At 72.0% G+C, this 20,348-nt stretch carries 23 protein-coding genes; 8 read left to right on the top strand and 15 right to left on the bottom strand.

Annotated elements, in window-relative coordinates; genetic code table 11:
- The first annotated feature begins 202 nt into the window (after nucleotides 1-202).
- The 6 genes from K6I34_RS10230 (at nucleotide 203) to K6I34_RS10205 (ending at nucleotide 4,263) form a co-directional block, all read left to right on the top strand.
- Nucleotides 203-934 (top strand): DsbA family protein, encoded by a 732-nt coding sequence (locus K6I34_RS10230; protein ID WP_229324465.1) that lies wholly within the window; start codon nucleotides 203-205, stop codon nucleotides 932-934.
- Nucleotides 934-1,170 carry a helix-turn-helix domain-containing protein gene (locus tag K6I34_RS10225; RefSeq protein WP_229324463.1) on the top strand — a complete coding sequence of 79 codons (237 nt, stop codon included), beginning with the start codon at nucleotides 934-936 and terminating at the stop codon, nucleotides 1,168-1,170. The genes K6I34_RS10230 and K6I34_RS10225 overlap by 1 nt, the downstream gene beginning before the upstream one ends.
- 148 nt (nucleotides 1,171-1,318) lie before the next feature.
- Nucleotides 1,319-1,711 carry a rodlin gene (locus K6I34_RS10220; protein ID WP_229324469.1) on the top strand — a complete coding sequence of 131 codons (393 nt, stop codon included), beginning with the start codon at nucleotides 1,319-1,321 and terminating at the stop codon, nucleotides 1,709-1,711.
- A gap of 275 nt (nucleotides 1,712-1,986) precedes the next feature.
- Nucleotides 1,987-2,436, top strand: coding sequence for a rodlin (locus K6I34_RS10215; RefSeq protein ID WP_229324461.1), 450 nt, complete (start codon nucleotides 1,987-1,989; stop codon nucleotides 2,434-2,436).
- Between the two features lie 118 nt (nucleotides 2,437-2,554).
- Nucleotides 2,555-3,271, top strand: coding sequence for a hypothetical protein (locus tag K6I34_RS10210; RefSeq protein WP_229324459.1), 717 nt, complete (start codon nucleotides 2,555-2,557; stop codon nucleotides 3,269-3,271).
- A 122-nt stretch (nucleotides 3,272-3,393) separates the two neighbouring features.
- Entirely contained in the window at nucleotides 3,394-4,263 is an 870-nt protein-coding gene (locus tag K6I34_RS10205) for a cyclopropane-fatty-acyl-phospholipid synthase family protein (protein ID WP_229324457.1), read from the top strand.
- A gap of 39 nt (nucleotides 4,264-4,302) precedes the next feature.
- Here the strand turns inward: K6I34_RS10205 and K6I34_RS10200 are convergent, their stop codons facing one another.
- From K6I34_RS10200 to K6I34_RS10175, 6 genes are all read right to left on the bottom strand, one after another.
- Entirely contained in the window at nucleotides 4,303-5,496 is a 1,194-nt protein-coding gene (locus K6I34_RS10200; RefSeq protein WP_229324455.1) for a 3-hydroxybenzoate 6-monooxygenase, read from the bottom strand.
- Between the two features lie 8 nt (nucleotides 5,497-5,504).
- A complete protein-coding gene (gene aroA / locus K6I34_RS10195; RefSeq protein WP_229324452.1) occupies nucleotides 5,505-6,833 on the bottom strand; it encodes a 3-phosphoshikimate 1-carboxyvinyltransferase in 1,329 nt (442 codons plus the stop codon).
- A gap of 90 nt (nucleotides 6,834-6,923) precedes the next feature.
- A complete protein-coding gene (locus K6I34_RS10190) occupies nucleotides 6,924-7,199 on the bottom strand; it encodes a response regulator transcription factor (protein WP_229324450.1) in 276 nt (91 codons plus the stop codon).
- Between the two features lie 119 nt (nucleotides 7,200-7,318).
- A complete protein-coding gene (locus K6I34_RS10185; protein WP_229324448.1) occupies nucleotides 7,319-8,272 on the bottom strand; it encodes an amidohydrolase family protein in 954 nt (317 codons plus the stop codon).
- 74 nt (nucleotides 8,273-8,346) lie between these two features.
- A complete protein-coding gene (locus tag K6I34_RS10180) occupies nucleotides 8,347-8,841 on the bottom strand; it encodes a cupin domain-containing protein (protein ID WP_229324446.1) in 495 nt (164 codons plus the stop codon).
- A 51-nt stretch (nucleotides 8,842-8,892) separates the two neighbouring features.
- Entirely contained in the window at nucleotides 8,893-9,654 is a 762-nt protein-coding gene (locus tag K6I34_RS10175) for an SDR family NAD(P)-dependent oxidoreductase (RefSeq protein WP_229324444.1), read from the bottom strand.
- Nucleotides 9,655-9,860: 206 nt separating this feature from the next.
- Between K6I34_RS10175 and K6I34_RS10170 the strand changes: the two genes are divergently transcribed.
- Nucleotides 9,861-10,253: an SRPBCC family protein gene (locus K6I34_RS10170; protein WP_229324442.1), complete on the top strand. Its 393-nt coding sequence runs from the start codon at nucleotides 9,861-9,863 to the stop codon at nucleotides 10,251-10,253.
- A gap of 104 nt (nucleotides 10,254-10,357) precedes the next feature.
- On the opposite strand, the gene K6I34_RS10165 is transcribed toward K6I34_RS10170, so the two are convergent.
- The 9 genes from K6I34_RS10165 to K6I34_RS10125 all read right to left on the bottom strand — a co-directional run bounded on the left by K6I34_RS10165 (nucleotide 10,358) and on the right by K6I34_RS10125 (nucleotide 18,975).
- Nucleotides 10,358-11,539: an MFS transporter gene (locus K6I34_RS10165; RefSeq protein ID WP_229324440.1), complete on the bottom strand. Its 1,182-nt coding sequence runs from the start codon at nucleotides 11,537-11,539 to the stop codon at nucleotides 10,358-10,360.
- Nucleotides 11,540-11,599: 60 nt separating this feature from the next.
- Nucleotides 11,600-12,445, bottom strand: coding sequence for an arylamine N-acetyltransferase (locus tag K6I34_RS10160; protein ID WP_229324438.1), 846 nt, complete (start codon nucleotides 12,443-12,445; stop codon nucleotides 11,600-11,602).
- Nucleotides 12,446-12,459: 14 nt separating this feature from the next.
- Nucleotides 12,460-13,476, bottom strand: coding sequence for a 3-oxoacyl-ACP synthase III family protein (locus K6I34_RS10155; RefSeq protein ID WP_229324436.1), 1,017 nt, complete (start codon nucleotides 13,474-13,476; stop codon nucleotides 12,460-12,462).
- A gap of 151 nt (nucleotides 13,477-13,627) precedes the next feature.
- Nucleotides 13,628-13,987, bottom strand: coding sequence for a hypothetical protein (locus tag K6I34_RS10150; protein ID WP_229324434.1), 360 nt, complete (start codon nucleotides 13,985-13,987; stop codon nucleotides 13,628-13,630).
- On the bottom strand, nucleotides 13,975-15,912 hold the full coding sequence (locus K6I34_RS10145) for an anthranilate synthase family protein (RefSeq protein WP_229324432.1): 1,938 nt from the start codon (nucleotides 15,910-15,912) through the stop codon (nucleotides 13,975-13,977). The genes K6I34_RS10150 and K6I34_RS10145 overlap by 13 nt, the downstream gene beginning before the upstream one ends.
- Nucleotides 15,909-16,565 (bottom strand): isochorismatase family protein, encoded by a 657-nt coding sequence (locus tag K6I34_RS10140; protein WP_229324430.1) that lies wholly within the window; start codon nucleotides 16,563-16,565, stop codon nucleotides 15,909-15,911. Before K6I34_RS10140 ends, K6I34_RS10145 begins: the two co-directional genes overlap by 4 nt.
- 43 nt (nucleotides 16,566-16,608) lie before the next feature.
- Nucleotides 16,609-17,391: a 2,3-dihydro-2,3-dihydroxybenzoate dehydrogenase gene (locus K6I34_RS10135; protein WP_229324428.1), complete on the bottom strand. Its 783-nt coding sequence runs from the start codon at nucleotides 17,389-17,391 to the stop codon at nucleotides 16,609-16,611.
- A gap of 79 nt (nucleotides 17,392-17,470) precedes the next feature.
- Nucleotides 17,471-18,643 (bottom strand): 3-deoxy-7-phosphoheptulonate synthase, encoded by a 1,173-nt coding sequence (locus tag K6I34_RS10130; RefSeq protein WP_229324426.1) that lies wholly within the window; start codon nucleotides 18,641-18,643, stop codon nucleotides 17,471-17,473.
- Nucleotides 18,644-18,816: 173 nt separating this feature from the next.
- Nucleotides 18,817-18,975, bottom strand: coding sequence for a hypothetical protein (locus K6I34_RS10125; RefSeq protein ID WP_229324424.1), 159 nt, complete (start codon nucleotides 18,973-18,975; stop codon nucleotides 18,817-18,819).
- Nucleotides 18,976-19,065: 90 nt separating this feature from the next.
- Between K6I34_RS10125 and K6I34_RS10120 the strand changes: the two genes are divergently transcribed.
- Complete coding sequence (locus K6I34_RS10120) at nucleotides 19,066-20,199, top strand: transaldolase family protein (protein WP_229324467.1); 1,134 nt, start codon at nucleotides 19,066-19,068, stop codon at nucleotides 20,197-20,199.
- Nucleotides 20,200-20,348: the final 149 nt, after the last annotated feature.

Raw genomic sequence — 20,348 nt, 5'->3', positions numbered from 1 at the left:
GACCCCCATGCCTACCGGGGTGCCTCGTGGGTCCGGCTTGCGGCTGCCGGTCCGGTGGGGGCTTGTCGCGCAGTTCCCCGCGCCCCTGTCGGGGCGCGTTTGGTGAAGGCAAAATCATACTTGACGCCCGGTAAGTTGCTGATCTAGGTTCCAGGGAAATGGCTAGGCGGTATGGAAATCCGCTCTATGGGGGGTTCCGGCAATGGTCAAGGCGGACATGGTCATGGACGTCCACTGCGTCCGCTCCTACGTCGGCTACACCCGCCTCGCGCGCGCGGCCACCCGTCTCCGCGCCGCCGCCGTGCCCGTGCGGCTGACGTTCCGACCGTTCCGGCTCGCCCCCGACGCCCCCCTCGGACCGCTGCCGCTCGGCACGGTTCTCAAGGCCCTTTTCGGCGAGGGTGCCGAGGCGTACATCGCCCGTACCACTGGTCAGGCCGCCCAGGACGGGCTGGAGTTGGCGCTCGGCCGGGCCGTGGTCGGCAACAGCTTCGGCGCTCACCTGCTGATCTCCCGAGCGGCGGAGCAGGGCCGGGCGGAGCCCGTGGTGGAGCGCCTCTTCCGGGCGTACTTCACGGACGGGCTGCACATCGCGGACCCCGCCGTGCTCCGGGAGATCGCCGCCGAGTGCGGGGTGAAAACGGCGCACGATGAATCCAGACCGGACGGTTTTCTCTTGGACACGTCACAGGCCGCCGACGAGCTGCGCGCGGAGATGGACCGGCTGCGCGCCCACGGGGTCACGGGAGTGCCGATCTTCCGCGTCGGCGACCGCGTGCTGTGCGGCACGCAGACGGAGGACGCGCTCTTCGACGCCCTCCGCGCGGCCCTGCCGACGCGGTCGGCGGCCCGCGTGGGCCCGGTGAGGGCCGCGGCGCCGCCCCTCGGCTGCGCCGCAGGCCGGTCCCGCGTACGGGTGGGTGCGGTGCGCTGATGAGTGGTCCGACCTGCCTGGAACTCGCGGAGGCCCCTGCCCGCACCCGTCCGCTCCCCGCCGTGTTCGAGGGCATGAGCCTGCCCGTCCGCTCGGCGGCGGAACTGCTCGGCCTGACGCCGTGGACCGTCACCCGCCTCATCGACCGCGGTGTGCTGCAGACGGTCCACTGCGGCCCCTATCGCTATGTCACGCTCACCAGCGTCATGGCTTATCGGCGCCTCGGCCGGTCATAAAAGCCAGTAGTACGTCACGCGATCTGCCAGTAATACGTGCAGCGGGCCACTGGCTCGAATGAGTGAAAGCCCGGAACCTCCGCAATAGGGGCGGAGTTGTTCAGAACGCTTTCCCAGTGGGGGCGCTACACGATCGAAAGGCATGGACGTGCTGAAGAAGGTAATGGCCACGGCGGCCCTGTCGGTTTCCGCGGTCGGCACCCTGGCCGGCCCCGCGCTGGCGATCGGGAACGACAATGACGTCGCGAACGCCAATGCGGCCAGAACCGGTTATGGGAACACCAAGACCGGGGGCAAGGAAAGCCCCCAGATGAGCCTGATCCAGGGCACCCTGAACAAGCCCTGCCTGGGCATCGGCAAGCTGGGCCTCCAGTCGGTAGCCGCCCTGATCAACGTCGGCGTCCAGGACGTGCCGATCCTCACGCAGCAGAACCAGCAGCAGTGCACCGACAACTCCACGATCCGCGATGGCGACGCTCAGCTGTCGCACATCCTGTCCGAGATCCCGATCCTCTCGGGCAACGGCTCGGGCAACGGCTGACCCCAGCCGCCGGACACCTCCAAAATATCGTCCGGAACGCAGCGAAAAGCCCCTCTGGCGCGGGTGTGCGGGCCCCGCGCCAGGGGGGATTTTCGTTTTCCGATTCCCTTTGTCAGTCGGGGATCCGGCTTTTTTCCGGTGGCCCGCCCGTTCGCCGTACTTATGCTGATCGGGCTGCGGGCTGGGCCGAAGAGGTGAAGCCGAATAACCTCCGTCGAATTTTCGAGTTGGTCAGGGAGCTCCCGTAACCCGTCGACCAGCAGCGAAGGAACAGCGTGATCAAGAAAGTAGTGGCCACCGCGGCGCTCGCGGCCTCCGCCGCGGCCGCCTCGACCGCCCCGGCGATGGCGGTGGGCAACGACCATGACACCTTCAACGCCAATGGCGCCGCCCAGATGTACGGAAACACCTGGACCGGCGGTTATATGAGCCCGCAGATGGGCCTGATCAACGGCTCGCTGAACAAGCCCTGCCTGGGCATCGGCAAGCTCGGCGCCCAGTCGCTGATCGGCCTGATCAATGTCGGCCTCGAGGACATCCCGGTCCTCTCGCAGCAGGCGCAGCAGTCCTGCACGGAGAACTCCACGGTCCACCAGGGCGACGCGCCGCTGTCGCACATCCTCGACGAGATCCCGGTCCTCTCCGGCAACGGCTCGGGGAACAGGGAGGAGCACGAGGAGCACTTCCACGGCCATGGCCACGGCCATGAGGGTCACGGGCACTGAGCCGCACGAGGACCAGCAGTCCGAAGACGAGCCGCCCCCGGGAGCGTCCGGGGGCGGCTTCTTCCGTCCGGTCCCACGGTCCGGCCCCCGCCCCGACCCGTACGCCATAATCGCGATCATGCTGCCCGAGACGCCGTCGCCCGCACCGGAGGAGCCGCACCGCGCGCTGCTGTCCGATGTCCGGGAGGCCTGTGCCCCGTACGCGCCGCTGCTCGCCGGGGCCCATGCCGTACGGGCCCACGGCCTCGGCGGGCGGCCCGGCCGCGACCTGGAGTTCGTCACCGAGGTGCCCGAGCCCATGGATGAGATCGCGGCGCGGCTGCGGTCCGGCCTGGCGGAGCGGGACTGGCGGGTGGGGGCCCCGGACGTGACCGCCCTGGCCGTACGGCTCGTGGTGGCCGACCCCGCCACCGGGGAGGAGAGCGCCGTCGACCTCCGCAAGGAGACGCTGTGGCGGCCCCCGGCGCTCACGGAGTACGGGCCCGTGCCCGCCGTCGAGGACGTCGTCGGCCTCGAAGTGCGCGCCCTCGCCGACCTCGGACTCGCCCGTCACCTCGTCGCCGTCCGGGCCGCCTCCGCGCACTGGTCCCACGCCGAACTGGAGGAACTGGGACGGCGCCACGCCCCGGACGGGGCGTTCGACCTCACCGACCTCCAGGGGCGGCTCGCCCGCGCCGAATGGCTCGACGACGGCGCCTTCAGGGCGTACGGCCTCGACGAGGAGGGGACCGAGGAACTCCGGCAGTGGGCCCAGGTCTGGGGCGACGACATCGCGGAGCGCCTGGCCGAGGAGGAGGCGGTGGAGGGGACCGCAGAGGAAGAGGGAGACGGCTGAACTTCCGCCGCCGCACGGTGGCTTGAAAGATCGGCTCTGCCCCGAGGGCGGCCTTGTAGGTCTCCGGCGGGGTGCTGGACGCTTCCCAAGGCCCGCGAAAGTGATCCTCGGGAGGAGACACCGTGCCGCACGACGCGAAGAACCCCTTGCTCCAGGTCACGTCCGACGATGTCGGCAATTGGTTCGACAAGTTCGGTGAGATCTACCACCTGACGCTCGGCGAGAGCATGCACTGCGGCCTCTGGTTCCCGCCGGACGCGCCCGTCCCGCAGGGCCTGGACATGGCCGCCATGTCGTCCGAGGCGCAGGACCGCTACACCGACTACCTCGTCAGCACCCTCGACCCGAAGCCCGGACAGCGCGTCCTGGACATCGGCTGCGGCACCGGGCGCCCGGCGTTACGACTGGCCCAGCAGCGCGACGTCCGGGTCACCGGCATCTCCGTCAGCAAGGAGCAGATCGCCGCCGCGAGCCGTCTCGCGGACGAGCACGGCCTGACCGACCGCCTCACGTTCGAGTTCGCCGACGCGACACGACTCCCCTACGAAGACGAGTCGTTCGACTGCGCGTGGTTCGTCGAGAGCCTCTGTCACATGGACCGTGCCAAGGGGCTCGCCGAGGCGTGGCGGGTCCTCAAGCCGGGCGCGAGCCTGCTGGTCCTGGAGTCGGTCGTCACCGGCGAGCTGACCCCCTCCGACATCGCCGTCTTCGAGACGGTCTTCGCCGCCAACACCCCGCCGACCCTGCCGGACTTCTTCGACCTGGTCGGCAAGACGGGCTTCCACACCCTGGAGTTCAAGGACCTCTCGGCGAATCTGGCCATGACCATGAACGTCCTGGCTCTGGGGTGCTACGACAGGAGGGCGGAGTTCGCGGAGCGCTTCGGGGCGGATTTCATCGAGGGCATGATCGCGGGGCTCCCGGGGATGCGGGAGGTGCTGGTGCGCAAGACGCGCTTCTTCCTGGCGATGCTGCGCAAGCCGGCGGCGTAAAGGGGGCACCCCACCGGGGACCCCGCCCCCCCCGCGCCGTCAGACGCGGGCGCCGTGGAGCCAGGAGACCTTGTCGTGGAGCTCGTCCGCCGACAGGGAGGAGAGCATCGCGTTGCGTGCGGCCGCCTCCGCCCCCTCCGGGTGGTAGAGGCGGCTGCCCATCAGCCGGGCCACGAGCTGGGTGCGCCCGGCCCGCTCCCGTCGCTCCGCGGTGTACTTCTCCAGCCGTTGCGGCACGTCGTCGGGGGAGCCGTCGAGCAGCCGCCCGATGGTCACCGCGTCCTCCAGCGCCATGCACGCCCCCTGGGCCGCGTACTGGAGCATCGGGTGCGCCGCGTCGCCGAGGAGCGCCACACGGCCGTCGGTCCAGTCGTCGACCGGGTCGCGGTCGCACAGGACCCATTCCTTCCAGTCCTCGCCGAGTTCGAGGAGGCGGCGCGCGGTGTCGCTCAGGTCGGGGAACTGCCCCAGGACATGGGACTTTTCGGCCGGGCGGCCGACGACGGCCTCGGTGGCGCCGTCGTCGCGGGTGGCGGCCAGGTTGAGGAACGCGCCGCCGCCGATGGGGTAGTGCACGAAGTGCCACTGGGGACCGGCCCACAGGTTGACCGTGTTCCAGCGCAGCTCGTGCGGGACGCGGTCCATCGGGATCACCGAGCGGTAGATGGTGTGGCCGGACACCAGCGGCTCTCCGTCGCCGACCAGTTGCCGCCGGATCGCGGAGCGGATGCCGTCGGCACCGATCAGGGCGTGCCCGGTGAAGCGGCGGCCGTCCTCCGTGACGGCCGTGACGGTTCCGCCCCGCTGCTCGTACGACGTGACGGCGGCCCCGCCCACCAGGCGGATCCGCTCGGGCCGGGCCCGGCAGGCGTCCAGCAGGGCCTGGTAGAGGTCCCCGCGGTGCACCACGGCGTAGGGGTTGCCGAAGCGTTCGCGGTAGGTGCCGGTGAGCGGCATGGCGGCGACGCGTTCGCCCGTCGTGCCGTCCAGGAAACGCAGTTCGTCGATGTGCACGGCGCTGGTCCGTACGGCCTCGCCGACGCCCAGAACGTCCAGGGCGTGGAAGGCGTTCGGCCCGAGCTGGATGCCCGCGCCCAGTTCGCTGAAGGTGTCGCGGCGTTCCAGCACCGTGACGTGCCACCCCTGCGCGGCCACGGCGACGGCGGCCGCCAGCCCGCCGATGCCGCCGCCGGCGATGAGAATCCCCGCCGTGTCCGTCATGGCGTCGCTCATGTCGTCGCTCACTGTTCTCCCGTCCGGTCTGCCGTCGGGACCGCGGGCGCCTGACCGGGGAAGAGGCGCCGCAGCTCGGCGTGGAAGCCGGGGAAGGTCTTGCCGACGCAGGCCGGGTCGTCGAGCGTGATGCCGGGCACCCGCAGCCCGAGCACGGAGAAGGCCATGCCGATGCGGTGGTCGCGGTGGCAGGCGATCCCGGCCCCGGTGGGCTCGGCGGGGTGCACGGTGATCCGGTCGGGGCCCGTCGTGGTCTCCACCCCGAGCGCCGCCAGGTTGCGGGCGACGGCGGCGATCCGGTCCGACTCCTTGAGCCGGGCGTGCGCGATGCTGTGGACGGTGATGGGCCCGTCGGCCAGGGGCGCGATCGCGGCCAGCGTCATGAACGTGTCGGAGATCTCGCCCATGTCGACGTCGAAGCCGCCGCGCAGCCGGCCCGTGCCGGTGACCGTGGTGGCGTGCTCACCGATCTCCACCCGCGCGCCCGTCCGCCGCAGGACCTCGACGAACCGCAGGTCGCCCTGGAGGCTGTGCCGTCCCAGGCCCGGCACGGTCACGGCGGTGCCGGTGACGGCGGCCGCCGCGAAGACGTACGAGGCGGTGGAGGCGTCCGGTTCGATGTCGAGGTCGACGGCGGTGTAGTCGCCGGGGAGCACCCGCAGCGTGCCGTCGGCGCTCTCGTCGACGCTCGCCCCGAAGCGCCGCATCAGGGCGAGCGTCATGTCGACGTAGGGGCGGCTGACGAGCCGCTCGGCGGTGAGGGAGAGCGGGGTGGTCATGAGGGGGGCCGCGAGCAGCAGGCCGGTCAGGTACTGGCTGCTGAGCGAGCCGTCGAGGGCGAGTTCGCCTCCGTAGAGCCCGTCGGACTCGATCCGCACCGGCAGGCCGCCGTCCGGTCCGGTGCGTACGGACGCGCCCAGCCGGGCCAGCGCGTCGGCGAGCGGGCGCAGGGGCCGGGCCCGGAGCTGGTCGCTGCCGTCGAAGAGGAACTCGCCGGACCCGGTGGCCGCGAACGGCGGCAGGAAGCGTGCCGCCGTACCCGCGTCGGCGCACCACACCCGGGCCCGCCCGACCGGGCCGCGGCCCGTGCCGGTCACCGACCACACCGTGTCGGACGGGTCCGCGTGGACCGGGAAGCCGAGCTCGCCCAGTGCCGTGCGGAAGGCGAGGGTGTCGTCGCTGACCAGCGGGGACCGCAGTCTGCTCGTGCCCACGGCCGCCGCGGCGAGCAGCAGGGCCCGGTTGGTGAGGCTCTTGGAACCGGGGATGCGGGCCGTGAGCGGTGGACGGGCGGCGGAGGCTGGTTTCACGTGAAACGCGGATTGCGCTTCCGTCATGGACTCGGCTCCCCTTTCCGTGCGATGTTCCGTGCGATGCGCCTACTCCCCGGATGAGCCGGGGAGTTGTGGTGTCTTGCGCGCGGTGCGTCAGGCCGCCACGTTCCCGGTTTCCGGGATGTCGTGGGCGAAGACGAACCGGGCCAGGGCCACGCGGTTGGATATCTCCAGCTTGGTGAAGACGTGCCGCAGATGACTGTCCACGGTGTGCGGCGACACCGACAGGACGGCGGCCGCGGCACGGTTGGTCAGGCCTTCGGAGACCAGCCGTGCGACCCGCAGCTCCGCCGGTGTCAGGCTCGCCCAACCGAACGCGTGACCAGAGGAATTGCGCTGGTGGCGAGTGGTTTCGATGACTCCGTTCACCTCGCCCACTCTGCCCGCGGGGTCCGGGGGCGGCAACGGAGTTCGTTCCACTTCGTCAGGTGACGGGCCGGGTGACCGGCTTCTTCGTCAAGTGACCGGACGTTTTTTCGGTGCGTCCCTCAGCCCGCGAGCCGGGGGAAGAGCGCCAGGGCGTTGTCGCGCCCGATGGCCGTGCGCTGCCGCTCGCTCCAGCCCGCGTAGGTGCGGAACCCCGTGACGTTCTCCGTGGTGTGCTCGGCGGGCATGAACGGGTAGTCGCTGCCGAACAGGATCCTGTCGGGGGCGGCGAGTTCGGTGAGCGCGGGCAGCGCGAACTCGTTCGCCGACATGGCGATGTCGTAGTAGATGCCGCGCAGCGTGCCGATCACGTCCGCCGGGGCGCGCTCCGTGAGGTACTTGCCGATGGTGGGCCCGTAGGTGAGCCGCTTGGCGAGGAACGGGAGGGTGCCGCCCGCGTGCGAGACGATCAGCTTCAGGTGCGGCAGCCGCGTCAGCACCCCGTTGAAGAGCAGGCTCACGACGGTGCGGGTCGTCTCGAAGGTGAAGTCGTAGAGCGACGCGGGGAGGTCGAAGGTCTGCAGGTCCCGCGCGGGCGGGGCCGCCGGGTGGACGTGCAGCGGCAGTCCGCGGTCGGCGATCTCGGCGAGCAGCGGCTCGAACTCGGGGTCGCCGAGGTAGCGGTCGCCGTAGCTGGTCAGCATGGCGACGCCGTCCAGGCCCAGCTCGTCGATCGCGTACGCCAGCTCGTCCTTGGCGGCGGCCACGTCCGGCAGGGGCAGGACCGCGAACGCGCCGAAGCGAGTGGGGTGCCCGGCGAGCAGTCCGGCGTAGTACTCGTTGACCTGGCGGGCCATGCGGATGCGCTCCGTGCCCTCCAGGAAGCTCACGCCGGGGGCGGTGACGGACAGCACGGACGCGGCGATGCCGTGCCGGTCCATGACCTCCAGGCTGGTCTCCGGGCTCCAGGTGGGGTAGTCGACGCCGGGGATGGCGACGCGGTCACCGAGGGCCTCGCGGTAGGCCGGGGGAATGGCGTGGTGGTGGACGTCGATCAGGCCGTCGGGGGCGGGCATGGGGGCTCCTGTCTGTGGTGCGGTACGGCTGCGGTGCGGTACGGCTGCGCTGCGGCTGCCGGCGGACGACGGGCCTACACGTATTCGGCGCCGTACTTCTTCACGATCCGCATCGCGTTCTCCACGTCCGTCGCGTACTGCTCCGGCGGGGGCGGCGGGGTGTCGTCGTCGGCGGGCACGCCCAGCTCCAGGAACGCCTGCTCGACGCCGCCCGGCATAAACATGATCAGCATCTTGCAGGGCTCGTCGCTGACGTTCTTGAACCCGTGCACCGTGCCCTTGGGCACGAAGACGAACGAGCCGGGCTCGGCGAAGAGTTCACGGTCGCCGTTGAGCAGTTCGAGGCGCCCCTCGATGATGTAGAACGCCTCGTCGACCTCGTGGTGGATGTGGGCGGGCGGGCCGCCGCCGGGGGGCACGATGCCCTCCATGAAGCCGAGGGTGCCGTTGGTCGACTCGACCGTGGCCTTGATGGTGTAGCGGTCGCCGAACACCCAGCGGCTCAGGCCGGATCCCGGCGGGACGTAGATCGCCCGCGGGGCGCGGTCGTGGACGTGCTCGAAGCTCATGGCAGTTCTCCGTAGTGGTGGGGCGGCCCCGGTGTGGGCTCGCGCGTGGGCTCAGGCGGTGGCGCCGCCGTCGAGGACCAGCTCGTGGCCCAGCGTGAAGCCCGACTCCGCGGAGGCCAGCCACAGGACGGCCGACGCGCCCTCCTCGACCGTGCCCATGCGGCCCACCGGGAACATGCCCTTGGCCCGCTCCGTCCGCTCGGCCTCGGTCTCGCCGGGCAGCAGGGACATGGTGGTCTCCATCGCGGCCGGGCTGAGGGTGTTCACCCGGATGCCGTCGGCGGCGTACTCGCGCGCGGCGTTGCGGCTCAGCGCGGCGATCGCCGCCTTGCTCGCGCTGTAGGCACCGGCGCCCGGCACCGTGGCGTGCGTGCCGAGGACGGAGCCGACGTTGACGATGGTGCCGCCGCCGTTGGCCCGCATATGGGCGATCTCGTGCTTCATCGACAGCCAGGTGCCCACGAGGTTGATGCCCAGGGTCCGCTCCAGCACGTCCTGCTCCAGGTCGCCCAGGAACGCCGGGTCGGGCAGCCAGCCCGCGTTGTTGACCGCGATGTCCAGGGCGCCGTGCCGCTCCACGACGGTCGCGACCAGCCGCTCGACGTCGGCGGCGACGGAGATGTCGGCGGTGACGGCGCTGCCGGCGGCCCCCTCCGCCTCGATCAGCCGCACGGTCTCGTCCAGGTTCCCGGGGGTGCGCCCGGCGACGACGACCGTGGCGCCCTCACGCGCGAAGGCGATCGCGGTGGCGCGGCCTATGCCGGAGCCGCCGCCGGTGATCAGGGCCACCTTGCCGGAGAAACGCGCTGTCATGAGGTAACTCCTCGCCTCGCTCGATGCCCCGGCCGGTGTGCCGGGCCCGTCGGTCACGAGCATGCGCCGCGGTGTCCCGCCGGACATCCCGTGATCGGGGGATGTACGGCGGTGGGCCGGCTGCCAGGGTGCGGGATGGAGCGCTGGGCGGAGGCCGCCCTGGCACGCTCCGCCCGCAGATCCACCACATCCCGAGGAGCCCAGTGATGGGAAGCGTTACGCGCACCGCCACCTTTGCCGCGTCGGCCGACGCGGTCTACGCGGTCATCTCCGACGCACGCCGGCTGACCGGCTGGTGCGCCGACTTCGCGCTGAAGGTGACCGAGGACGGCGACGACTGGACGGTCGAGACGTCCATCGGACCGGTCCACCTGGAGCTGGAGGCGGACCCCGCCGCGCGGACGGTCGACCTCCGGGTCACGCACGACATCGACGGCGGCGCCGACCACCGCGCGCGGACCCGCGTGCTGGAGAACGCCGAGGGCGGCTCGGAGTACGTCTACACGCGGATCTTCGGGCACGGCGAGAGCGAGGCGGACGCCACCGCGCTGGCCGATGTCATCGAGATCCGCCTGAAGGCGCTGGCCGCCTCGCTCTGACATCTCGCTCTGGTGCCACATACGAAACGCCGGTCGGGCTGGACAACCAGCCCGACCGGCGTTTCGTGTGTATGCAGTTGTACGTGGCTGTGCGCGGCGTGTGCTTACGCGGCCGGCTCCGGTGCCGGCGCCGCGGGCACCGCGGCCTTCGCGCGGTCCTGCTGCCAGCTCCAGGTGGCGATCAGCGTGCTCACCGCCACCAGGGCCGCGGCGGCCAGCGTGATGCCGCGGACGCCGAAGGCGTCGATGACCCGGCCGCCGTACCAGGAGCCGAGCGTGGCGCCGACCTGGAGGGCGGCGACGTTCACGGTGACGGCGAAGGTCGGGGCCTCCGCGGCCTCGCTCAGGACGCTGCCCTGCAGGGCGGGCAGGATCGCGAACTGCGCGAGGGCGAACAGGAAGAAGAAGAGCCACGCGAGGACCGTGACGGGGGCCGCGAAGTAGAACAGCGCGCAGGTCACGGTCAGCGCCGCCAGCGTGCCGGCCAGCGCGCGCATCAGGCCCTTGTCGGCCACCTTGCCGCCCACCCAGTTGCCCGCGATCGAGCCGATGCCGTAGACGACGAGCATGACCGGCACCGATCCGGTGGAGAGCCCGCCGACCTCGGTCGCCAGCGGCACCATGAACGTGACGATGGTGAAGAAGCCACCGGTGGACAGCGCGGTGGTGAGGATGCCGACGAGGATCTTCCTGCGGCCGAAGACCCGCAGCTCGTCCTTGATCGAAGTCGGGGCCGCCGCCTGCGTCTTGGGCATCGCCACGGCCAGCAGGATCATCGCCAGCACCGAGAGGCCGGCCGTGACGCGGAACGGGGCGTGCCAGCCGAAGTGCTGGCCGATCATGGTGCCGAGCGGCACGCCGACCACCGCGGCGAGGTTGAAGCCGAGCAGGACGCGGGAGACGGCGGTGCCCGCCTTCTCCGGCGGCACCATCGTGGACGCGACCACGATGCTCGCGGCGGCGAAGGTGCCGTGCGAGAGCGCGGTGATGACGCGGCCGACGATCAGCACGCCGTAGTCGTCGGCGAGCGCGGAGATCAGGTTGCCGATCGTGGCCAGGCTCATCAGGCCGATCAGCAGCGTGCGCCGGGACAGCCGCGTGGTGAGACCGGTGACGATCGGGCTGCCGAAGACCACGGTCGCGGCATAAGCGGTGATCACCAGGCCGGCGGTGGGGATGGAGACGCCCAGCCCCTCCGCGAGGGGTTCGATGACGCCGCCGGGCAGGAGTTCCCCGGTACCGATCACGAAGAGGGAGAGTATGAGGGCCAAGAATCTGAAGAACACGGGAAATCTCCTCGCGCCGTGACCTACGGGGGTGAGGCACGGCGCCTCAAGGGGTTTGCGTCACCCGGCCTGCTGGCCGGGCGGTGTGGGCAGGTCGGTCAGTTCGAAGCCGAACCAGGTCCGGTAGGCGTCCCGCACGGCCTCGTCGTCGGGCAGCTCCACGCGCGTGCGCTCGCCGTCCTCGTCGCGCGTGAGGGTGTTGCCGTGGATCGTGACCCGGCCGTGCGCGGTGGCCAGGGTGCAGAAGAACTGGGTGTAGAACGGCGAGTCGGGCACGTTCTCGAACCACATGAGCGTCGGCCGGAAGTCGTCGAGGACCCGCGGCCTGGTCTCGATGCGGTACTGGATCCGGCCCTTGCGCAGCACGTCGACGTCCCCCTCGGGGGCGTCGGCCAGCTGGAACGTGCCGTGCGGGTCCTCCTGCGGCGCGCGGTCGTCGAGCCGCAGCGGGAAGCGGAAGCCACGGCCGTAGCCCACGTCGAAGAGCCAGGGGTGCGGCGAGTCCTCGGCGCGCACCCGCAGGACCATGTGGCCCATGAGCGGGCCCGGTTCGCCGAAGTCCCAGACCCGGGCGGCCATCAGCTCGGCCTCGTAGCCGAGGGCGAGCAGAACCTCGCGGAAGCCGCCGTTGAGCTCGTAGCAGCCGCCGCCCCGGTTCCGGTCGATGATCTTGGGGAGGGCGTCGGCACCGATGGCGAGCCGCGGCCGCGTCCCCAGGTGGAAGTCGATGTTCTCGAACGGCACGGACAGCACGTGGCGTTCGTGCAGCATGCGCAGCGACGCCAGGTCCGGCCGCTCGGGGCGCTTCGCGCCGATGCGCCGCAGGTAGGACTCGACGGCCTCGTCGTCGAGGGTGCCGGGCAGGGTGCTTCGGCCGGTCGCGGCCGGGGCGGTGGTCTCGGTCATCTTTCCTGGCTCCTTCACCAGTCGATCAGTGCGAAGCCCGCGGCCATGCCGCCGCCGAACCCGGCCAGCAGCACGGTCTGGCCCTCCCGTACCGCGCCGGAGCGCACGGCTTCGTCGAGGGTGATGGGCACGGAGGCGGCGGCGGTGTTGCCGTACCGCGCGACCGTGGTGTGGGTCAGCGCCCGCGGCAGGGCGAGCGCGGCCTCGAGCTCCTCGAGCATCCGGCCGTTGGCCTGGTGGGGCACGAAGTGGTCGACGTGGTCCTCCGGGCAGCCCGCGTCGCTCAGGAAGCCGTGGAGGGCGGGCGGCACGTTCGCGTTCACGAACTCGCGGACGCCGCGGCCGTTCATGGTGAAGTAGTGCAGCCCCTCGGCGAGCGTGCGCTCGGAGGCGGGCAGACGGCTGCCGCCCGCGGGGACCGAGGTCAGGTCGCGCTGCCCGCCGAAACTCAGCAGCCGCGTGGCGCGGATGCCCCGGCCCTCCGGGACCGGGCCGAGCACCACGGCGCCCGCGCCGTCGCCGAGCAGCGGCGTGGTCCTGCGGTCGGCCGGGTTCAGGGAGCGCGAGTAGATGTCGGCGCCTATCACCAGCGCGTGTCCGCCGCCCGCGGCGATCAGGTGGTTCCGCGCGGTGTCCAGGCCGAACACGAAGCCGCTGCACAGGGAGTTGATGTCGAAGGCGGCGGCCCGTGCCGGGGCGTCCAGCCGGTGGGCGACGGCGGTGGCGGTGGGCGCGTGCGGTTCGTCGGGCGTGGAGGTGGCCACGAGGATCAGGGAGAGGTCCGCCGCGCGGACGCCCGCGCGCTCCAGGGCGGCGCGCCCGGCGATGACCGCGAGGTCGGAGGTCGCCTCGTCGGGCTTGGCGTAGCGGCGGGCGAGGATGCCCGTCTTCTGCTGGATCCACGCGTCGTCGACGCCCGCGGGGCCGCCGACCTCGTCGTTCGTCACGACGTGGCCGGGCAGGTACGAACCGGTACCGAGCACGCCGATGGCGGGTGCCGCCAGGGGCGGCCGTTCGCTTGTCCTTGTCACGGTGAGGCTCCTGGTGAGGGGCATGGTGAGGGTCCTCGGCGGGGATGAAGTCGGGTGCTCCGCCGCCGACTCTGAATCGGCGGCGGAAAGAGGGTCAATCGCGCCGGGGGTACTTCGTCAGGTAGTCGGCGGGTGACTGTCAGGTGATCTGTCAGGCGATGTCAGGTGATCGGCCGGGGAGCAGCGCGCGGCCGTGCCCGGCGAGCCGGGCGAGGTCGTGCACCCCCTCGACGGTGGCCTCGACATCGAAGGACCACAGGTGATGAGGCGGCCCGCCGAGGAGTTCGGCGGCGCGCCGCGGCAGCTCCTGCGCGGCGGCTTCGGCGGACTCCCAGAGGAAGACCGCGCCCCAGCGCTCGTGGCCGTCGGTGTCGTCCGAGATCCAGGTCTTCAGCAGCAGTCCGCGGACCTGGGACCAGGTGTCCACGGCCTCGTCGCGCAGGAAGTCCCGCAGCGAGGCGACGGTCCGGCCGGTGCCGGCCAGGTCCCACCAGGCGATCACGACACGCATGTGCGCAGCACCTCCTCCAGGGTCTCGGCGACGATGCGCACGCCGTCCTCGGTGAGCACGGACTCGGCGTGGAACTGCATGGAGGCGAAGCCGTTGCCGCGCAGGGCGTGCACCTCGCCGCTGCCGTCCTCCCGGCAGACCTGGACGACTCCGGCCCGCGCCGAGTCGATCTTGTCGTCGTCGCCGCGGGCCGCGAACGCGTTGTAGAAGCCGACGCGCTCGCGCCGCCCGAAGAGGTCGATCTCGCGCTGCACGCCCTGGTTGGGGACGTCGCGGCGCACCAGGTCGAGCCCCAGGAGGGTGCTGAGGATCTGGTGGCTGAGACAGACCGCGACGAACGGCTGCCCCTGGTCGAGCAGGGTGCCGATGGCGGCCCGCATGTGCGCGATCTTGGGGTGGGCGGTCTCGCGGGGGTCGCCGGGGCCCGGCCCCATGACGTAGAGGTCGTATCCCTCCAGCCGGTACGGCTCGTCGTAGCGGCGGACGGTCACCTCCAGGCCCATGGAGCGCAGTTGGTGGGCGATCATCGAGGTGAAGGTGTCCTCGGCGTCGACGACGAGCACCTTGCGGCCCTGGAGCGCGGGCACCGGACGGACGCGTTCGCCGTCGGTCCGCAGCCAGTAGCCCGCGATGCGGTCGTTGCGGGAGGCGAGGGCGGCCCGTACGTCCGGGTGGTCGGCGAACCGGGCGGGGCCCGCCTCCAGCGCCGCGAGCAGCCCGGCGGCCTTCGCCCGCGTCTCCCGGGCCTCCGCGTCGGGGTCGGAGTGGCGTACGAGCGTGGCGCCGACGCCGATCCGCACCCGGCCGCCCGCGTCGATGTCGGCGCTGCGGATGAGGATCGCCGAGTCCATGGCGTGCGCGCCGCGCGCGTCCCGCCCGATGAGGGCGAGGACGCCGCTGTAGTAGCCGCGGCCCTGCGGCTCGTAGCGGTCGATCACGCGGCAGGCGCTCTCCAGCGGGCTGCCGGTGACGGTGGGCGCGAACAGCGTCTCGCGGAGGATCTCGCGCGGGTCGCGGTCGGTGCGGCCCTCGATGAAGTACTCGGTGTGGGCCAGCCGCGCCATCTCCTTGAGGTACGGGCCCACGGCCCGGCCGCCCCCGGGGCAGATCCTGGCCATCATCTTCAGCTCTTCGTCGACGACCATGTAGAGCTCGTCGGCTTCCTTCCGGTCGGCGAGGAAGTCCATGACCCCCGGCAGGTCGGGGCCCGTCGCCGGGTAGCGGTAGGTGCCGCTGATGGGGTTCATCACGGCGGTGCCGTCCGCGAGGCTGACGTGCCGCTCGGGCGTGGCGCCGACGAACGTGCGCCCGCCGGTGTGCACGAGGTACGTCCAGTACGCGCCGGTCTCCTTGGCGAGCAGCCTGCGGAAGAACGACAGCGCGCTGTGCGGGGTGTAGCCGGTGATGTCGGCGACGTAGGTCCGCTTGATGACGAAGTTCGCGCCCTCGCCGGTGCCGATCTCCTCGGCGACGACCTTGCGCACGGTCTCGGCGTACGCCGCGTCGTCCACGTCGAAGTGGCCGCCCACCAGGGTGGTGGGCAGGTCGGGCAGCCGCCGCAGGGCCTCCGCCACGGTCACGGCGGACTGCTCGGTGACGGTCATCGCCAGGAGCGGCTCGCCGTCGTCGGGGCAGGCGTAACCGCGTTCGGCGATCTGCCGGTACGGGGCGACGACCAGCACGTCGTGGTGTACGGCGCCGGGGCGTTCGCGCTCCGGTCCTTCGCGCTCCGGGTCTTCGGACAACGGGGTGCCGGTCAGCGGGATGTCGGCCAGCGGGATGTCGGCCAGCGTCGCGATCTCCGCGATGGTGCCGGTCAGGACGTCCAGGACGCCGTCGCCGCCGGAGGCGGAGTCGGGGCGGTGCAGCAGGGCGTAGGCGGGGGTCTTCCCCGCGAGCACCCGGGTCAGCAGGTCGTCGGTCATCGTGCCGCCAGGGGTGCGTCGAGTGCGGTCAGGACGGACGCCGCGGTCGTCACCATCGCGCAGCGGCGGGCCGCGTAGTCCAGGGCCCTGTGGTGCTCCGTGGCGTCGAAGTCGGCGACGGCGTCGGCCACCAGGAAGGGCTGGATGTCGTGGGTGAACGCCTCGACCGCGGTCGCGAGCACGCCGATGTTGGCGTAGACGCCGCACAGGATCAGCTGGTCCCGCCCGGCGGAGCGCATCCGGTCGAGGAGCGTGGTGCGGAAGAAGGCGCTGTAGCGCCACTTGGTGAACACCCAGTCGCCGGGCTCGGGCGCGATCGGGTCGGCCACGGCGCGGTGCTCGGGCGTGAGCCGCATGCCGGGGCCCCAGAAGTCCTTGAGCAGGCCGCGTTCCTCGGGCGACATGCCGCCCGGCTGCGCGGTGTAGGCCACCGGGATGCCCAGCGCGGCACAGCGGTCGCGGAGCGCGGTGGCGTTGCCCACCAGGTCGGTGACCGGCGCCTCGCCCTCCGCGAACGGCTGGAGGAAGTAGCGCTGCATGTCGTGGACGAGCAGCACGGCGCGGGCCGGATCGGGCGTCCACCGCGCCGTGTTGGCGGGCAGGTCGGCCTCGGTGGGCATCGGGTACGGGGCGATGGGTGGAATGCCCGGCATGGGGTTCCCTTCGGGGAGCGGTGCCGCGGAGGGCGTCGACGTCTCAGACACCGAGTGCCGCACCGCCGTCCACCGTGAGGTCGGCCAGGGTGATGTGCGACGCCTGGTCGGAGAGCAGGAAGGCCACCGCGTGCGCGATGTCCCGGGGCAGGGCGACCTTGCCCAGCGGGATGCCGACGCGGAACGTGCCGAGGTCGCCCTCGACGGTCGCCCGGGGGCCGCTCTCGTCGTGCCACATGGAGCTGAGCATGGGCGTGTCGGTCGAGCCGGGGGCCACCACGTTGCACCGGATGCCGTGCCCGGCCACCTCCAGGCCGAGGGTCTTGGTGAAGAGGGTGGCCGCCGCCTTCGACGCCGCGTAGGCGGCCATGTTCACCCGCGGCACCGCCGCCGCGTTCGACGCGACGGTGACCACGGCACCGCTCCGGCGCGTGATCATCCGGTCGACGACGGCCCGCGAGACGACGAAGACGCCGGTGGTGTTGACGGCGAAGGTGGTGGTCCAGTCCTCGACGCTGAGCTCGGTGGCCCGGCCGAGCCGGAGCACACCGGCCGCGTTGACGAGGAAGTCCACGGGGCCGAGCCGGTTCTCGACCGCGTCCACGGCGGCCGTGACCGCGCCGCTGTCGGTGACGTCGACGGGGAAGGCGACGGGGAGGGCGACGGCCGCGCCGCCCTCGGCGGCCGTCTGCTCGACGGTCTCGCGCAACCGCTCCGCGTCCTTGTCGACGGCGGCGACCGTCACGCCCCGCTCGGCGAGGACGCGGACGACGGCCGCGCCGATCCCCCCTGCCGCCCCGGTGACGAGGGCGACCTTTCCTTGCATCGTGTGTTCTCCCTGTTCGCGCTGTTCGTGGCGGAGGTTCAATGCGGGTGCGCCGCGTCTTTCAGGTGCGCCGCGTCCGTCAGGAGTGCCAGGCCGCGGCGACCTCCATGGCCTGCCGGGGGTTGAGCCGGGGGTCGCAGAAGCTGGTGTATTTGTCGCCGACCTGTTCCAGCCGAGTACGGCTGCCCACGCATTCGGTGACGTCGTCGGGGGTGGTTTCCAAATGCAGCCCGCCCGCCGTGCCGCCATTGGCGGCGACCGCCTGCTGGAATTCCTCGACCTCCCGGACCACGGAATCCACGAAACGCGTCTTGAGGCCGCCCGGCCCGTTCACCGTGTTTCCGTGCATGGGGTCGGAGAGCCAGACGACCGGGTGCCCGGCCTCGCGTACGGCGGCCACCAGGGGCGGCAGCCGGTCCGCGACGTTGTCCACGCCCATGCGGGAGATCAGCGTGAGGCGGCCGGGCTCCCGCGCGGGGTCCAGCACCTCGCACAGCCGCAGCACGTCGTCCGGCGTCATGCCCGGACCCACCTTGCACGCCACCGGGTTGACGACGCTCGCCAGCAGCGCGACGTGCGCGCCCTCGGGGTCGCGGGTGCGCTCGCCGATCCAGGGCCAGTGCGTGGACGTCAGCAGCGGCCTGCCCGCCGAGTCCCGGCGCACCATGGGGAGTTCGTAGTCGAGCAGCAGCGCCTCGTGGCTGGTCCACACGGGCGCTCCGCACACCGACGGCAGATCGGTGGTGCCCCAGCCCAGGTGCTCCATCGCCTCGCTCGCCGCCCGGTAGCCGGACAGCAGGCGGTTGGGGTCGGGCCGGCGGAGCTCGGGGTCCGGCTCCGGGTGGTTGACCATGTGCCCGCGGTACACCGGGAGTTCGCGCCCGCCGACGGTCTCGGTCGGGCGGGAGCGGGGCTTGCCGAACTGGCCCGCCATGCGGCCCACCCGCAGCACCGGCTTGTGCGAGTTCATCTTCATCGCGCCCGCCAGCATGTCCAGCAGCGCCGCCTTGCGGGCCACATAGCCGGGCGTGCACTCGGCGGGGTCCTCGGCGCAGTCGCCGGACTGGATGACCTGCGCCTTTCCCGCCGCGACGGCGGCGAGCCGCGCGCGCAGCGTGCGCACGTCCTCCTCGGTCACGAGGGCGGAGTTCCGGGAGAGTTCCGCCCGCACCCGGTCGAGGTCGTGATGGTCGTGCCAGTCCGGCTGCTGCCCGGCCGGGAGTCTCGTCAGGAGCGCGAGCTCGCTTTCCACTGAATACCTCCATGGCGAATTGCGCCGCCCGCACATGCCAAAAGCGGCGGATAGGAGTCTGCTGAGGGGGGCGTGGAACGTGAAGGAGAAGAGGGCTACTTCGTCAGGTGGCCGTGTTCCAGGAGGAGTTCGACTCTTCGGCCGGGGGAATTCCCCTGTCAATCGGGGTGCCCTCAGTTCGTCAGGTCGCGGCCGCGCCGCGTCCGGTCCGTGTCAGGTCCGCACTTGTCCGTGCACGGCCGGGCACGGTCGCTCATGGCCACGCCGTACGAGCGGGCCCGTTCCCGCCGTGCGACGGCCCGGCGGGGCGTACCGGCTGTGGATCCGATCACACCGGTGGGGTAGCTTGGAGGCCGGTGATCGGTGTGGTGCGGGCCGGCGCTGTGACCCGCACGGACCTGCGGAAGGGCGGACCCTTGTCCATGCGGTCGTACCCCGAGGGCAATGGCGGCCTGGGGCAGTTGGCGGCCGAGGGGGTCTCCCCCTGGCTGGCCGGTCTGCACGGGGGGCACCTGGTCGACGACGATCTGGCGGAGCTGGTCGCCGAGCGCAAGATCCGCGGAGCCGTCCAGCACCCCGGCGGCACGGCCGAGGGCCTGCGCGAGAGCGCCGCCTACCGGGACCGGCTGCGGGAGTTCGCCGCCGTGGAGCCGGACGCCGAGGCGGCCGTACGGGCGCTGGTCGCCGACGACGTCCGCCGCGCCTGCGACTCGCTGCACGAGGTCTTCACCTCCGGGCGCTGCGGCGACGGCTGGGTGTCGGTGTGCGCGAACCCCGCGTACGCCCACGACGCCGAGGCCATGACGGCCGAGGCCCGCGAGCTCGCCGAGGCGGTCGGCAGGCCCAACGTCCTCGTCGGCATCCCCGCCACCCGCGCCGGGCTCGCCGCCGTCACCGCGTGTCTGGGCCTGGGCATCGGTGTCGACATCCGCGGCGTCTGTTCCCCCGAGTGCTACGAGGCCGTCGTCGAGGCGTGTTTCCGCGGCCTGGAGCTGGCCGTCGAGCGCGGCCGGGACCTGGCGGGCATCGCCTCCGCGGTCACCGTGGACGTCGGCCGGGTGGACGTCCACACCGACGCGCGGCTGGCCCACGTGGGCGGGGCGCGGGCGGACGCGCTCCCGGGCGTGGCGGGGCTGGCCGTGGCCCGGCTCGTCTACCGCGCCTGGGACGAGTCCCTCGGCACCGACCGCTGGCGGGCCCTGGTGGCCCGGGGCGCCCGGCCGCAGACCCTGCTGTGGGCGACCGGCTGGAATCCCGGCATCTGCCGCGCGGAGAGCTTCGTCGGCTGGGGCACCGCCATCGCGCTCTCCCGGACCAGGCTGGACTACCTGGACTGCCACGGCGACGGGCTGCTGCGCGGCGACACGCTCACCGGGGGACACGTCGCGGCGCGGCGGGCGCTCGCCGAGCTGGAGGAGCGGGGTATCCGGTTGGCCGATATCTGCCGTTCGCTCGAAGAGGTCGAGGTGGCGGAACTCGCCGTGGCCTGGCGGGAACTGACCGTCACGGCCGACGCGATGCTGCACGCCGCGCTGCCCGCCGCCCGGAACGTTTGACCTTCCACCCCATCTGACCTGCGCTTGAGCAACAGAAGTTGGAGTTCTGGACGGTCTTCTATCGTCCAGAACTCCAACTTCTGTTGCTCAAGCGCAGGTCAGATGGGGCGGAAGGTCAAACGTTCCGGGCGGCGGGCAGCGCGGCGTGC

This window comes from Streptomyces sp. UNOC14_S4 (genome assembly GCF_020740835.1).
Classification (GTDB): Bacteria; Actinomycetota; Actinomycetes; order Streptomycetales; family Streptomycetaceae; genus Streptomyces.
The sequence above is the reverse complement of the archived record's forward strand: the minus strand, read 5'-3'. Positions and strand labels throughout refer to the sequence as shown.